The sequence below is a fragment of the Achromobacter sp. 1014246743 genome (assembly GCF_059760725.1).
Genome location: NZ_JCBANA010000014.1, coordinates 33394 through 48102, shown reverse-complemented (window position 1 = coordinate 48102; position 14709 = coordinate 33394). Strand labels below are relative to the sequence as shown.

General features: G+C 63.2%; 13 protein-coding genes. 5 read left to right on the top strand and 8 right to left on the bottom strand.

Annotated elements, in window-relative coordinates; genetic code table 11:
- Positions 1–92 precede the first annotated feature (92 nt).
- The 4 genes from AC6LJ2_RS08315 (at position 93) to AC6LJ2_RS08300 (ending at position 3802) form a co-directional block, all read left to right on the top strand.
- Positions 93–1268, top strand: coding sequence for a DUF898 family protein (locus AC6LJ2_RS08315; protein ID WP_263910346.1), 1176 nt, complete (start codon positions 93–95; stop codon positions 1266–1268).
- A complete protein-coding gene (locus AC6LJ2_RS08310; protein WP_498151173.1) occupies positions 1252–2358 on the top strand; it encodes a M48 family metallopeptidase in 1107 nt (368 codons plus the stop codon). Before AC6LJ2_RS08315 ends, AC6LJ2_RS08310 begins: the two co-directional genes overlap by 17 nt.
- Before the next feature lie 81 nt (positions 2359–2439).
- Positions 2440–2976 (top strand): DUF4262 domain-containing protein, encoded by a 537-nt coding sequence (locus AC6LJ2_RS08305; RefSeq protein WP_498151172.1) that lies wholly within the window; start codon positions 2440–2442, stop codon positions 2974–2976.
- A gap of 7 nt (positions 2977–2983) precedes the next feature.
- Positions 2984–3802 (top strand): hypothetical protein, encoded by an 819-nt coding sequence (locus tag AC6LJ2_RS08300; RefSeq protein WP_498151171.1) that lies wholly within the window; start codon positions 2984–2986, stop codon positions 3800–3802.
- Between the two features lie 165 nt (positions 3803–3967).
- Here the strand turns inward: AC6LJ2_RS08300 and AC6LJ2_RS08295 are convergent, their stop codons facing one another.
- From AC6LJ2_RS08295 to AC6LJ2_RS08280, 4 genes are all read right to left on the bottom strand, one after another.
- The gene (locus tag AC6LJ2_RS08295) at positions 3968–4759 is read right to left on the bottom strand and encodes a hypothetical protein (protein WP_498151170.1); all 792 of its coding nucleotides are present in this window, start codon (positions 4757–4759) and stop codon (positions 3968–3970) included.
- Complete coding sequence (locus AC6LJ2_RS08290) at positions 4756–5331, bottom strand: DUF6932 family protein (protein WP_498151169.1); 576 nt, start codon at positions 5329–5331, stop codon at positions 4756–4758. Before AC6LJ2_RS08290 ends, AC6LJ2_RS08295 begins: the two co-directional genes overlap by 4 nt.
- A gap of 130 nt (positions 5332–5461) precedes the next feature.
- Positions 5462–6427, bottom strand: coding sequence for a Bug family tripartite tricarboxylate transporter substrate binding protein (locus AC6LJ2_RS08285; RefSeq protein WP_498151168.1), 966 nt, complete (start codon positions 6425–6427; stop codon positions 5462–5464).
- 53 nt (positions 6428–6480) lie between these two features.
- Positions 6481–8067, bottom strand: a complete 1587-nt coding sequence (locus AC6LJ2_RS08280; RefSeq protein ID WP_498151167.1) for a sulfatase family protein — start codon at positions 8065–8067, stop codon at positions 6481–6483.
- A gap of 140 nt (positions 8068–8207) precedes the next feature.
- Here AC6LJ2_RS08280 and AC6LJ2_RS08275 point away from each other — a divergent pair, with 140 nt between their 5' ends.
- Positions 8208–9113, top strand: coding sequence for a LysR family transcriptional regulator (locus AC6LJ2_RS08275; protein ID WP_498151166.1), 906 nt, complete (start codon positions 8208–8210; stop codon positions 9111–9113).
- A gap of 11 nt (positions 9114–9124) precedes the next feature.
- On the opposite strand, the gene AC6LJ2_RS08270 is transcribed toward AC6LJ2_RS08275, so the two are convergent.
- The 4 genes from AC6LJ2_RS08270 to AC6LJ2_RS08255 all read right to left on the bottom strand — a co-directional run bounded on the left by AC6LJ2_RS08270 (position 9125) and on the right by AC6LJ2_RS08255 (position 14336).
- Positions 9125–11572, bottom strand: a complete 2448-nt coding sequence (locus tag AC6LJ2_RS08270; protein WP_498151165.1) for a TonB-dependent siderophore receptor — start codon at positions 11570–11572, stop codon at positions 9125–9127.
- Positions 11573–11660: 88 nt separating this feature from the next.
- On the bottom strand, positions 11661–12611 hold the full coding sequence (locus tag AC6LJ2_RS08265) for a FecR domain-containing protein (protein ID WP_498151164.1): 951 nt from the start codon (positions 12609–12611) through the stop codon (positions 11661–11663).
- 6 nt (positions 12612–12617) lie between these two features.
- The gene (locus tag AC6LJ2_RS08260) at positions 12618–13145 is read right to left on the bottom strand and encodes a sigma-70 family RNA polymerase sigma factor (protein WP_445658357.1); all 528 of its coding nucleotides are present in this window, start codon (positions 13143–13145) and stop codon (positions 12618–12620) included.
- Positions 13146–13607: 462 nt separating this feature from the next.
- Positions 13608–14336 carry a DUF4377 domain-containing protein gene (locus tag AC6LJ2_RS08255; RefSeq protein ID WP_498151163.1) on the bottom strand — a complete coding sequence of 243 codons (729 nt, stop codon included), beginning with the start codon at positions 14334–14336 and terminating at the stop codon, positions 13608–13610.
- Between the last annotated feature and the right edge of the window lie 373 nt (positions 14337–14709).

Sequence of the window (14709 nt, the reverse complement as noted above, 5' to 3'; positions counted from 1 at the left end):
ACAAATACCAAAAATCAGATTTATCTAATGTTCGGCCCGTTTTCCGATGACTACGATCCGTCGCTGATTCAATCACCTACGGAACTCAAGTCATGCCCCAGCAAGACATCGCCGTACAGCCCGCCGCAGGCAGCACGCCAGGCTTCAGCGCCACCCTATCGATCCCCGCTCTACAACGCCTGTCCATACGCTTCAACGGCACCGCGCGCGACTATTTCGGCGTCTGGATCGTCAATATGCTGCTGAACATCGTCACCCTGGGCATCTGGTCTGCGTGGGCCAAGGTCCGTACCTTGCGGTGGTTCTACGGCCATACCACCCTGAATGGTCAGGGTTTTGATTACCACGCCACCGGCGGCCGGATATTCAAAGGTCGCCTGATCGCGTTTTTGATCATTGTCGCCACGATAGTCTTGGACTTTCTCTGGCCGCGAAGCGCATTGATCTGGTATCTGCTATTGCTGATTGTCCTGCCTTGGGCCATCAACGCGGGGTTGCGCTTCAATGCCTACATGACGTCCTGGAGCAACGTACGCTTCGGCTTTCTCCCCAGCTACGGCCAGGCATTCATTGCATTTCTGCTGTTGCCGCTCATCAGCCTGCTCTCGCTGGGGCTTCTGGCGCCACTGGTCACGCAATATCAAGCGAGGTACATGGCCGGCGGCTATCTTTACGGCCAATTCCACTTTTCCAGCACGCCCAGACTCGGCGCCCTGTATGCCGCCCTGGCTCGCGCCATATTGATTTTCATCGGCGTCGGCCTGTTCGTCGCGCTGATTGTCCACCTGAAAGGCCAAGCGACCGGCAGACATTTTTCGTTGACCGCGGTGCTGCAGGTCTTCGGCATCTTGCACCTGCCCGCGGGGCAGGCCCCCGACGGCGACGTCGCAGCCTCTTTTGCAATGCTGAACATCATGCTGGTGGGCCTGTACGCAGCGTTCTTTCTCGGCGGCCTTTATTACCACGCCAGCGCCCGCAAAGAGATCCTCAATCAATGCGTGATCGCGGGCGGTCACCACCTGCAATGTCACCTGTCGCCATCGCGCTACGTCTGGCTGGTGGTTTCCGGGCTCGTCATCAGCCTCTTGACCTTGACCTTCGCCTACCCCTGGGTCCATGTCCGGCAGTACCGCTACCAGATGCAAAGCATCACCCTGCTCGCCGCGCCCGGGCTGGATCAGGCCATGTCGCAACCATCCTATGTGCCCGGCGCGTTCGGCGGCGAATTCAGCCAACTGGAAGGCCTTGCCAATGCCGGTATCGTCTGACCCTGCGCATTCGGGCGGTGTGGCCAGCCCGGGCAACACCCCGTCGCACTGCCCGACAACCTCGTGCGGCGGCGAAATACCCGGCCGACTCTTCGCACCCGGCTCTGCCGCCCACCGTGCCGCGACCCTGGAATGGCAGTCGGACGGCCGCCTCTGGCTGGATGACACCGCCACGCGGCTGCCGCTTGCGCCCCGCGCCTTGCGCTGGTCCAGCCGCATCGGCAATGCCGCCCGTCGCACGCCGTTACCCGACGGCTCTGTCTTTGAAACCAGCGACAACGACCAGGTCGATCTATTGGAAAAGACGCTGGGCCGCCGGCGCAGCACCCTGGTCCATCGCCTGGAATACCTGCGCGCACCGGGCCTGATGATCGCCGTCGCCATCACGGTGATGATCCTGCTCAGTCTGCGCTGGGCCATCCCCTGGGCGGGCGACGCCGCCGCCCGGCTCCTCCCCCGTTCTGCAGAAACCCATATCGGCGCCAGCGCCATGGAATCGCTGGACAGCCTGGGTCTGCAGCCGACTCAATTACCCGTCGCCACCCGCCAGGCCATCCAGGCCGTCTTCGATGACCTGGCCGCCCAGGCGGACGTTCCCGGCGGCAGCCTGCGACTGGTCTTTCGCCTGGGCGGCAAGACCCTCGGCGCCAATGCCCTGGCCTTGCCCGGCGGATTGGTCATCGTGACCGACGAGCTCGTCGCCCTGGCAGAGACCCCCGACGACCTCTCCGGGGTCCTGGCCCACGAGATCGGCCACGTCCAACACCGTCATGGCCTTCGCCGCCTGGGTCGCCTGGCCGGCCTGTCCGCCGTCGCCGTGCTCGTCACGGGCGATATCTCCAGCCTGAGCCATGACATCGGCCTGCTCGGCGCCGGGTTGATGGACCTGTCCTACTCGCGCGATTTCGAACGTGAAGCCGACGCCAGCGCCGTCGCCCTGTTGCGCAAGGCAAATCGCGATCCGACACTGCTGGCCGTCATGCTGCAACGATTGAGCGAGCGCGCCGACAAGCCCCCCGGAACGCATGGCTGGCAATCCAGGCACCCTTCCACCGAGGAGCGAATTCAATCGATCCGTGAAGGGCGATGAAGATCAGCATCGGCCACGCCCCGAACGGTCCAGGCGCCGCCACTACAATGGCCCCTCGCCCGTACGCCCTTCGGAGCCCGCATGCCCATCCCCGACATCGCCACCGCCCTGGACGCCCCCGCCCACGCTCTGGACGCCGACGAGCAACGCTTCGTCGACCAGATCCGCGAGCACGGCTGGTTTCGCACCGAGATCTACGCTGAAGGTGACCAGCCCGGCTTCTCGTTCACGACCGGATTCTGGGTCGGTCACGGATTCCCGGAGGTCATCGTCTTTTCCCTGCCGCCGGAAGTCACCCACGACGTGCTGTGGAATCTGTACCGCATGATCGAAGCCGGCAACCCACCGCCCATCGGCGTACCCACCGACACCCTGTTTCGCGGCTTTAAGGCCCTGCTGGTTCCGGTCGACCGATCACACTACCGAGACCACCTGGGCTGGAACCGCTGGTTCCACGGCGGCGACGACTTTCCTTGCGTTCAACTGTTCTGGCCGGACAAGGCCGGTGTGTTTCCCGGGCAGGCCGGTGCGCAGCAAGCGTTCAAGGCGTTGCAGCCTGACCTGTCGGAACACGGTTGGGCCTGGTCCGCGGCCACGCCCAACCCACCTCAAGAATGACCTGACCATGGCCACGATCACTCACACCCAGGCCCTGAGCAAGCTGGCCGCCGACACCTTGGTCCAGACGCTGGACGAAGACCTGGCCCGGCTCATGACGCGCCTCATGGCCTACGCCAGGCACGATGCCGCATTGGCAGCCAACCCGGGCGCCCGCGCCCTGCCGCAGGTATTGCGCCGCTGGAACTGCGTGCTGCAGGCAAGCGACGAGACGGTATTGCCCTTGTACCGCCACAAGACCGCTGTCGCGCTGGCCATCCTGCTGCACAAATACGGGATCGCCGACGCCACCCTCAACGCGCAGGCCGAAGCCGCTATCGACGCGCTGAACGATGCCGTTGCGCTCAGCGATGACTTCCACCGCAAGACGCCGGCGATCAAGCAGGCGTTCCTGCATACGCCGCCGACTCCGCTCAAGCGCGCCCCCGGGCAACCCGACAGCCTGACCTTCTACCGGGCCGGCGATGTCGTGTCGTATCAATTGGACGGCCGCTACCACGCCGCCTACGTCCATCGCTGCGCCAACACCAACAGCAGCCCGATCATCGAGTTCTACGACGCGGTCTTCGACCACGTGCCGTCAATGGATGAACTGAACGGCCTGCCCGCCAAAGGCCACCGCTACAACGATGGCGCCTTGCACATTGAACGCATGTCGGTGTCGGGCATGAAATTCATGCCCGATCCGGCGGGGCAGTTCGTGCTGGTCAAGGCCTGCGTGGAAACCCCACCGGATAACAGCCAGCTGCAAGAGAGTGTGGGGCTGTATGTCGTGTCGGATGTATTTGAGATACAGGAACGGGTAGCGGCGATGTTCGGCGGATAATTCCGCTGAGAAATCCACGAGCAACGCCACCTCGCATTGCAATCCGAGCACCCGAAAGCGCGGATCAGTCCGGAAGAGACGGCAAGGTATAGCGAGGGCGGCCTTGACCTACTTGAACTATTGACAACGTGATAGTGACATCTCGCTTCAGCCACTCCCGCAGGATCAAATCGGGGTCTTCAATAGAGGGACCAATCTTTCCCTTGATAAGCCCGTTGGATGCCTGAAATTCAAAGGTTCGGCTGTTGGGCAGCACTCCGACAAATTCGCCTTGATAGATTTCTCTGTGCTCTTTGATGTTGTCTTCGCCAAGAGCCGGCTGGCAGACCTGCCAAGTTGCTCAAAGCCGTCGAATCGAAACCGTTTGCCCCGAAACTCAAGACCACACCAAGCTTGGTTCTGGGCCAGCAGCCCAAGAAACTCTGAGATTTTCTTGACGGCGCGGGGGTGAATCGCATCAACCAGTTCGGCAACATCGTCGTCACTTCCGCTTGCCGAGGCCTCTAACAATGACACCATCTTCTGCAACGCATCCCCTGTTTTCTCTTGATCCGGGAACAGACCAGCCGCAGGCAATTCGAATTCGAAACCAAAGGAACCCGTCGAAGTACCCGTGATAAGCAGCTGATTCTTCGCTCTGTCCGGAATAGGCCCCATGAATTGAAGACTTTCATTCAAACCTGCCACTACCGCCGCAAATGCGTCGGCAAATGCACTCGACGCTTTTCCGCCAAAGTCAGCAGAAATGCCGTGGTTCCCGACTACGGGCTTTCCTCGAAAAGTCAGTCTGGCATGCGAAGGTCGGCAACAAGCAAGCTCTTGCTCCAGTGCTTCGCGTGCAGACTTCAGTCTGCTTTCAAGCGAGATGCGTTGGATGACGGCAGTTGAAGGAATGCCGTCCAGCATCTGTTCCAGTTCTCGAATTTCTGAAGAAAGCGCGTCACGACGCTGAATCATGGCAAGACTCCCTGCTCTACCCGGCTTTGACCCAAAGCCTGCATAGCTGAGGCATCCTCGATGCTGTTCAAATCCGCTTGGACGAAGCCCTTCCACATGCCGTCTCTTCGGTGCGGCCACAGGCTATACCAATAGGAGACCCGTTGAACGGATCGAGACTCCAAAGGGACTCCCAGGACTTCCAAATACCCATCCACTCGATACGTGCGCTTCACAAAATCCGGATCGAAAAGCTGAGGGTTTCTTTTCACAATTGACGCTTGATCTTCTCCAGAGGGCAGTTGAAAAAACGTCACCACATCAATATCTCTAGGGTTCCTGCCTTCGGTGGACTCTATGTTCTCTGAAAAGCTACCGTTGAGCCATTGAAATCCAGAGGTGATACCCAGTTTGTGAATCTCTTGGCGAAACGCCAGCAGCCCTTCAACAATATTAAGACGAGCGGAGGACGTACCCATCGAATCGATGAAGGTACGCAGCGATGATTTGCAGGGAGATCGATCTGACAGATGCCCTTCGACGCCGGGCCGCACTGGCGGAATAACACCTTGGAAGTTCCAAGCTGGAAGCATGCACTTCTCTCTGATATCGCGTCGATGTGGTGGCGCTCTGCGCCTGAACTCAAGCCACGATCATAGAGAATCACGCAGACATTTACAGCACGATCTAGTCCGCTAATGCACGAAGATGCGGCCCAGCTCATCACTCCCCCCGAATCCCTGCCCCCTCTATCACCGCGCTCCACCCCCCGCCTTCCCGCAGCACCCAGTCTTTGGCCCTCTCCGTTCCCGCGAACGGCCCCCGCACGCCCAGGCCCGCCATGGTCTGCTGGAGCTCGGGCAAGGCGTATACCCTGGCCAGCACCGCTTCCCACACCTTCACGACTTCTTGGGGCGTGTCCCTGGGTGCCATCACCAGGTACGCGAACGTGGCGTCGTAACCTTCCAGCGCCTTCACACCAGATTGGCCTACGGTGGGAACGTCGGGCAGATCCGGGTCCCGCGTGCTGCCGGCCACCGCCAGCGCTTTTAATTTTCCCGCCTTTATCTGGGGCAGCACGCCAGGAGTGCCCAGGAAGCCGACCTGGATCTGATCGCCCAGCAGCGCGTTGACCGCGGGCGCATTGCCGCGATAGGGAATGTGCGCCGCTTCCATCCCCACCGCCAATCGCAGCTTCTCGAATGCCAGATTGCCCGGGCTGCCGGATCCCGCCGAGGCATAGGCGATGGGATGGGTCTTGGCATACTGCACGAGCTCGCCCAGTGTCGTAACCCCCAGGTCCGGCCGCACCACCAGCGTCATGCCAATCGTGCCTGCCAGGCTCACGGGCGTCAATCGATCCGTCACATCGCGGTCCAGTCCTTTGAAGATGTAGGGATTGACGGTCATGACCGTATCCAGCGTCATCAGCAGCGTATAGCCGTCAGGCGCGGCCTGCGCCACGGCTTGGGCGCCAATGTTGCCTGATGCGCCCGAACGGTTCTCCACCACGATCGTCTGGCCCAGCAGCTTGCCGGCATGCTGTGCAATCGCCCGCGCTTCGATATCCAGTGGCCCTGCCGCAGGAAAGTTGACGATCAGCCGGATGGGACGCGCCGGGTAATCCGCCGCAGCCACGGGCGGCGCCACCCACAACAACGGAATGCAGAACAGGAACGACTTCAACATGGGAATCTCCTGCAAGGCGGCGGCACAGCGGCCGGCGCCGGAATGGGAAGGTGTCAGGCAATGGCCGACGGATGCGGGCTGGTCTCGGCGTGACGGATCATGCTGCGGGACAGTTCGAACAGCAGCTCGGCGCGCAGCGCGGCGCAAGCCGGTTCGTCCCACAGGTTGCGCAGCTCGTGGGGGTCGTGCTGCAAGTCGTAGAGTTCGCCCCAGGTCGCGTCGGCATAGACGCTGAGACGATGACTAGCGGTTTGCAGGGTGCGCATGCGGGTGCGGCCGGCAAAGCCGAACATGGTGCGCTGGCCCTCTTCTTCGATCAGCACCGCATCGCGCAATGCCTCCACCGCGCCGGACATCAACGGCAACATCGAGGCGCCTTGCATGCCGTTGTAGGCGGGCAACCCGGCGCGGTCCAGCACGGTGGCGGCGATGTCGGCGGTGGAACACAGCGCCTGGCTGCGGGCAGCGGCGGGTCGGGCGTGGGGATCGTGCCATATGAATGGGGTGCGTATCAGGCTTTGAAAGTGGACAGGCCCCTTGAGCAGCAGCTGATGATCGCCAAAGTAATCGCCGTGGTCGCTGGTGAAGATGACGACGGTATTCTCGTCCAGCCCCGTCTGGCGCAGGGTTTGCAGGACGCGCCCGATGGTGGCGTCGATATGGCTGATCGAGCCGTAGTTCAAGGCAATGGCCTCGCGCGCCTCGCGTTCCGTGCACGCGAAGATGGCGGGCGTGTGCTTGACGGCCTTGCGCTGGTCCCGCTGCCAGTACAGCCAGGCGACATGCGGGGCCGGCCGATGGTCCGGCGCCGCGCTGGCATGAAACGAATGCGGCAACGCGACGTCCTCGGGGCGATACATGCTCCAGTATTTGCCGTGCGGCGTGAACGGATGGTGCGGATCGGGAAACGAGCACTGGATGAAGAACGGCTGTTTGCCCGCCGCATGTTCGCGTAGCTGCCGAATGGTCTGGTCGCCAAGATAGGCGGTGGTGGAGCATTCTTCCGGCACGCGGGTGCGCCATGCCTGATGGTGTTCGGTCAGCACGAACCCGGGCGCGGGCAGCGCATGTTCAGGGCCCCATTGGCGTCGCACTTCCGGGTGCGCCCTGGCGAGCCAGCGTTCGTAGTGCCCCCAGACCTGATCGCCATGATCGACGGCCAGGTCCACCCGCTGAAAACCGTAGAACGGCGTCTGCAGGTCATGAGTGGGGTCGTTGCGCCAAAGTGGCCCCCACTCCTGATCGTAGTTGCCCGGCTCGGCGGTCCAGGCCTCGCCTTGCGACGGATCGCTGCCTGCCGGCGGCCACACCGGGCCCTTGCCGGTCATGTTCTGCAGATGGCCCTTGCCGATCAACGCCGTGGCATAGCCCGCTTGCCGCAGACGCTCGACAAACGTCGTGGCGCGTTGCGATAAGGGAATCCCGTTATGACGCACGCCGTGTACGGACGGCATCCGGCCGGTCATCAGCGTCGCCCGGTTTGGCATGCAGATGGGCGAGGCAACGTAGAAGCGGTCGGCGGACCACCCACGCCGCGCCAGCGCATCCAGTTCGGGGGTATGCACGATCGGGTTGCCGTAGCATCCCAGGTGATCGGCGCGCTGCTGGTCCGTAATGAACAAAAGGAAGTTCGGCTGCATCCTGTCTCCTTGGCGCCGATTGAATACCCATTTGGCGCTGTTGTGAGTCCATTATGTGGAGCCGGGATATAAATGGATAATGAATTAATCCACCTCAGTCATAACCGCGTATTTATGTCTCGACCCAGGGAATCTCTCGCATGGACTGGACTCACCGCATTCGCTTGCGCCATCTGGCTATCCTGGTGCGCCTGTGCGAAACCCGGAACCTGAGCCAGGTAGCGGCCGAACTCAATATCACGCAGCCGGCGCTGTCGAAGTGGCTGAAAGACCTGGAACAGGATATTGGCCTGCCGCTGTTTGACCGGCACGCACGCGGCATCGAGCCGACGCTTCACGCGCTGGAACTGCGCACGCATGCGCGGGAAATCCTGGGCAAGCTTGGACGTGCGCAAGATGCCATGACGCAGCTGGCACGCGGCGCCACCGGCACGCTGGCGGTGGGCGTCACCCCCAATATCGCCCCTGTGCTGCTGCCGCCCGGCATTCAGCGTTTTCGTGAGCGCTATCCCAAGGTATTGCTGCGCATCGCGGAAAACACACTGGATTATTTATTGCCGCTGATGCAGGAAGGCACATTCGACATCGTCGTCGGACGGCTTGAACAGAAATCGTTGCCGCGCAACCTGCATTATGAAGAGCTGTACGACGAACCCATCTGCCTGGTCGTCGGCACCAGCCATCCGCTTGCCGCCAAGCGCAAAGTCACCTGGCAGGACGTGCAGCGGTATCCGTGGATATCGCCTGGCCCCGCCACGCCGATGCGGATGCGGCTGGAATACGAACTGGCGCTGGCCGACCAGCCCGCGCCCTGGCACCAGGTGGAATCGTCGTCGGTGTTGGTCAACCTGGCGTTACTGGCCGATTCCGACCTGGTAATGCCGATTTCTCAGGGATTGGCCCTGCACTTTTCCAAACAGAACCTGCTGAAAGTGCTGCCGTTGGCGATGCGCAGCCGCGGCGTGACGGGCATGGTCTGGAGGGAAGCCGCGCAGTCGTCGGACCACGCGGTGTATTTCATGGAAAGTTTGCGATTGGCACGTTGATGGCGCGCTCATCAATACCGATAATTCACCCCCAGCATCGCACTGAACGGCGCTCCGTAGTAATTGCTGTAGACGTTGGTGCTGGCGTAGTACTTCTTGTCCAGCACATTGTTCAGATTCAGCGTCGCCGACCATTGGCGGTTGAACTGATACCGGGCCATCAGATCCAGCAGTGCATAGGCGCCTTGCGACGACTCGGCCTGGCTGCCGCCGGGCCCGCGCATGGAATAGCCGCTCTGGCTTTCCCAGCGCACACCGCCGCCCACCGTCAGGGCGCTCCAGTCGCCGGGCAGGCGGTAGGTGGTGTAGAGCTTGGCGATGTGACGCGGCAATCCGACCTGCGTGATGAAGCCCTGGGGCAACCGGCGGTCGACATAGGCGTACGACAGCTGCATTTGCCAACCCGGAGTCAGCTCACCGCTGATTTCAGCCTCGACGCCACGCATCACGGCGCCATTGGCGGCGACGAACGCGCTGTCGCCATTGGGCGCCAGGCGGTCGCCGTCCAGCATGGCGTAGTTGTCCTGCCGCGTCCGGAACAGGGCCAGCGATCCGTTCAGGCGGCCGTCCATCAGCGCCGTCTTCAGACCCACCTCATAGGTGTCGCCTTTGATGGGCGCCAGCACACTGCCCGACACCGTCTGCGCCTGCTGCGGCAAAAAGATGCTGGTGTAGCTGGCGTAGGCGGACAGGTCTCGGGTCAGGTCGTACACGACCCCGGCATACGGCGTGTAAACGCCCTGCTCGCGCATGTTGTCCGGGTAGGAAGAACCGTCGGTGTAGGTGTAGGAAGCCCGCTGGTCCCACCAGGTCACGCGCGATCCCAGCACCAGCGACAAGGCGTCGGTCGGACGCAAACGCATGGCGCCGTAGATCGACGATTGCTTCTCGGTGTAGTAGCGCTTGCCGGTCGATTGCCAATCCGGCTCGGGCATGTCGCCGCTCCATGCCCGGATGTCCGGGATCCTGGGGTCATAGCCCGGCGCCTGCCAGAGCGGATAGCTGTCGTAGTCCCCCCGGGTGCGGGATGCGTTGAAACCCACGACCAGGTCATGCTGGCGGCCCAGGGCGTTGAAGGCGCCGGACAGGCTGGCGTCGACGGCATTCTGGGTTTTGGGGATGGGCCATTTGGCGACCCAGACCGATGCGCCCTGCCCCGTCTGCGGGTTCGCCCAGCCGTTGCTGCTGAACCAGCCATAAGTGCGATCATTGTCGTCGCCGGTGCGTGACAGGGTGACCGACCCTTTCCACAGCGGTGAAAACTCATGGTCCAACGTGGCGAAGACGTTGTAGCGCGTGCGTTCCTGGCGGCTCCAGTTGGTCGCTGAATTGAACCGCTGCGCAAAGTCGGTCTTCGAGCCGTCCGCGTATACCGCCGGAAAGCCGAAGTATGAGCACGCCGTGCACTTCTTGCGCTGGTACTCCGCGCCCAGCGTCAGCAGCGTGTACTCGGCCAGGTCGGCTTCGACCACGCCGTAGAGCAGTTGCGAATCCTGCTTGACACGGTCGATGAACGAGCCGCCTTCCTGCCAGGCGCCCACCAGCCGCCCGCGCAGTTTTCCGGCCTCATCCAGCGGGCTGCCCAGGTCGAATTCGGTGCGCTTGTAATCCCACGAGCCCACCGCGACACCCGCGCCGGCCTCGAATTCCCGCGTGGGCCGTTTACGCACCAGGTTGATGGTCGCCGCGGGATTGCCCGCGCCGCTCAGCAAGCCCGTTGAACCGCGCACGACCTCGATGCGGTCATACAGCGCCGTGTCCAGCCCCAAGGCATTGAAATCCTTGTGCGTCGGCACGCCATCCACCTGCATGTTGGTGATTTCCATGCCACGCGCATACAGGCCCTTTTCGTTGTCGTCGGCGGAGCCTTTCTTCTTGAAGGTCAGCCCGGGCGTGTTGACAATGGCGTCTTCCAGGGTGTTCAGGCCCTGATCCGTCAAGCGTTGACGTGTCATGACCGACACGGACTGCGGCGTTTCACGCAAGGTCATCGGCAACCGGGTGGCGGTGTTGGACACGCCGACGGTGTACGAGTCGGTGCCTTCGCTGGGGGTGGGCTCGCGCGAGCCCAGGACTTGCACCGGCGCCAGCGTCTGCGTGCCGGCAACGCGCAGGCCGTAGCTGTTGGCGCCTTGGCTGATTGCCTCCAGGCCGGTGCCGGCCAGCATCGCGGCCAGGCCCGAGGCGACGCTGTAACCGCCTTGCAGACCCGCGCTTTGCTTGCCCTGGGTCAGTTGCGCGTCGAATGACAACACCACCCCCGCCTGGGCGGCGAAGCGGCTCAGGGCCAGGCCCAGCGGCCCGGGCGGGATGTCATAGTGGCGGGCGACCTCGATGCCGGGCGTGGCTTGCGCCTGCGCCGAAGGTGCGGCGCTGACCGCCACGAGGGCAACAAGGACCGCCCCCGCCAGCGGCGTGAAAGCAAAGAAGCGGCGATAGGAAGCAGTGGTAGAGGGCATGAACAAAGGTTTTCCGTGACTTGAATCCGACGTGATCCCTGCTAAGTCGGACGAGCACGAAAAAAGGACAATGCCCCCGGAAAATAAATCAGCTGCGCGGCAAGACACGGACGTAGTATCGGGTGAAACGCGAGATCCGCACGGGCAGCGCCCGTTCCACGGCGGCCAGCGCCCCGTCGGTGTCGTCGATGGGAAAAGCGCCCGATACGCGCAGCGACGCCACGGCGTCATCGCACCGCAGGCTGCCCGGGCGATAGCGGTCCAGCTCCTGGATGAAATCGCTCAGCCGCCAGTTATCCACGACCAGCACGCCGCGCGTCCAGGCGTCAGGCTCGCCGATGACGGCGCCCGCGTGATGGGCGCCCTTGCCGTCCAGCGCGCCACGCTCGCCGGCCTGCAGCACCACCTCATCCCCGCCCCCAGCCGATTGCAGTGCCACGGCGTGGCGCAGCACGACGACCTGCGTCCGGGCCTCCTGCCGCTTGACGAGGAAGCGGGTACCCAACGGGCGCACGGCGCCATGCACCGTGGTGACGCGCAGGGGCGGCAGGCCCTGCGCGGCATGTTCAGTGTCGATCAGGATCTCGCCTGCGTGGACGACGATCTGGCGGCGACTGCCGTCGACCTTGACGTCCACCGCGCTGGCGCTGTCCAGCCACAGCAAGGTGCCGTCTGCCAGACGCAGTTCGCGGCGTTCGCCCGTGCCTGTGCGGTAATCGGCCAGCATCCCTTCCACGGGCAAGGCGCGCCAGGCCAGCAGGCCGCCGGCGCCGAACAAGGCGACTGCACCCAGGCTGTTGCGCAGCACGGCGCGGCGCCGGGCAAAGTGGTGGTCGACGCGGCTCAGCGTGTCAGCCGCCAACCGTGCGGGCGCGGCCCCGAGCGTGCCACGCAGGCGTTCGACCTGGCGCCAGATGCGCGCGTGCTCGGGGTCGGCCGCCAACCAGCGGCCATGCGCGGCCACGTCAGCGGGGGTGACGTCGTCCGCACATAACCGCGCATACCATTGCGCTGCGGTCGTGATTGTCTTGTCCGCCATGGCCGCCTACTGCCGGGCCAACGCGTACACGAGGCAATGCTCGGTGGCGCGCGCCATGTATTTCTTGACGGAACTGACCGTGACGCCCAGGGTGGACGCGATCTCGGCGTAGCTGGCGCCTTCCAGCTGAGACATCAGGAAGGCCCTTCGCACCTTGTCGCCCAGGCCATGCAGCATGGCGTCGATCTCGCGGATGGTTTCCAGCAGGATGGCCTGCGTCTCGGGAGAAATGGCGCTGGCTTCGGGCTGCTGCGCCAGCGTTTCCAGCCAGGCGCGTTCCAGCACCTGGCGGCGGATATGGTCGACCAAGGTGCGCTGGGCCACCGTGGCCAGGAAACTGCGCGGCTGGCGGATGCCTTGCAGCTGCGCCATGGACGCGGGCGAAGCCAGCAGCCGCATGAACGTGTCCTGCGCCAGGTCGGCGGCTTCCGCGGGGACGCTCAGGCGCCGCAGCAGCCACCCGCGCAGCCAGCCATGATGATCGCGATAGAGCCTGCCAAGCTCGCGGTGCTCCAGGGATTCCGTGGACGACATGGCCGTAGCGTGAACGCTTCAAGATTTTTGGGAATGGGAATTGTAATCATTATTGATGGTGATGGACAATCTCATTCCTCGGCACTCTGATCATTGCATTGACCATCGTAAATAGCCGATTTATCTCAAGAAACCTACTTTTTGAGGGCGCATCTGCCCACAAAGCTACGCGCCTCCGACGCCATTCCCAGCATTATCGCGAGCCGTCTGACGATGTGGGGCCGCGCCATACGTGCTCAACAGGTCGGCCAACACATCAAGGCCGCCGATCTATGCGCACGTATGAACATCTCCGAAGCGACACTGCGACGAATCGGACGCGGCGCCCGGGGGGGCAAGCGCCTCGACGTACCTGACCGCACTATGGGTATTGGGCGTTTTCGAGGCCGCGGCGCCTGCCCAGGATGCCCGCTACTGGCAGCCTGTCGACCCGCGTGCGCACGCCACGCGGCCGGCCCCGCTTCACTTCTTCCCGCCCGACGCGTCCTGCTCGACCACCATGTCCAGCACATACACCTTGGAAGGCGCATCGGCGGGCGGGTTCTTCCAGTCGTAGCGCTTGACGCGCAGCACGGTGCGCACGCCGTCGCGATGGTCATAGCCTTCGACCGACTGGTACAGCGGATGCCATTCTTCCTGCGGCGGCAATTGCACGCCCGCATCGTTGTAGCGACGTTCGCGCACCATCAGGCACTGGTAGTTGGGAATCATCGGGTGGTTGCACTGCGCACGCTTGGCGGCCACTTCCAGGAAGAGGGTTTCGCCGGCGCTGCCGTACAGGGTTTCCGGGGTGGGCTCGCCCACGAACTTGAGCACGCTGCCGTCCTGGGCCACCAGCGTCAGGCTGGGTTCCGATGCATCGCCGGCCAGCGTGGCGCGCAGGTCGCCCTTCAAGCGACGGCCGATTTCGGCGTCCAGCTGCATCAGGCTTTGCTCGCACGCCTTCATGGTGGATGCCAGGTTGGCCACGTGCAGCACGCCGTCTTTATAGGTGTAGCCGCCGAACTGGCCGTTGCAGCCCCCGCGGATGTTCATGGCATCGGCCGAGAACGACAGGCGCAGCGGCTGTTCGATGCCCTTTTGCAGCGCGACAATGGGCTTGCCCGACGCGTCGGTGGCTGCGGCCAGGCGCCAGTGATAGGCCGGCAAGCTCAACGAGGTCGCGGACGAGGTGGCGGCGGTGGTGGGCATGGCGGACGATCCTTGGCCAGGGTTGGAAACCGGTGCGCAAGCCTGAAGCAGCGCGGCGCAAGCAGACGCCAGGAGGATTATTTTTTTCATGGGTCGTTCCTTTCAGCCGGATGGCACTGAAGAAAAGCGGGATTCTACGTCCGCAGTATGGACGAAATGGCCGCGGCCCGCCTTGGCGAGTATCAAAACCTTGCCGCAAAACTGAATGCGCGCTGACCGAAACGGGCTGGCGAATGGCCCCTCTGCCCTGCAGAAATCCCCGACCGGACCGGGGCTGCCGGCCGCCTGGCCGCCCGGGATTCGCAATTACAGTCTGACACGCACACATCGGGATTTCGTACGAATGCGTCGCAACGATCCGCCCGATTGCGCA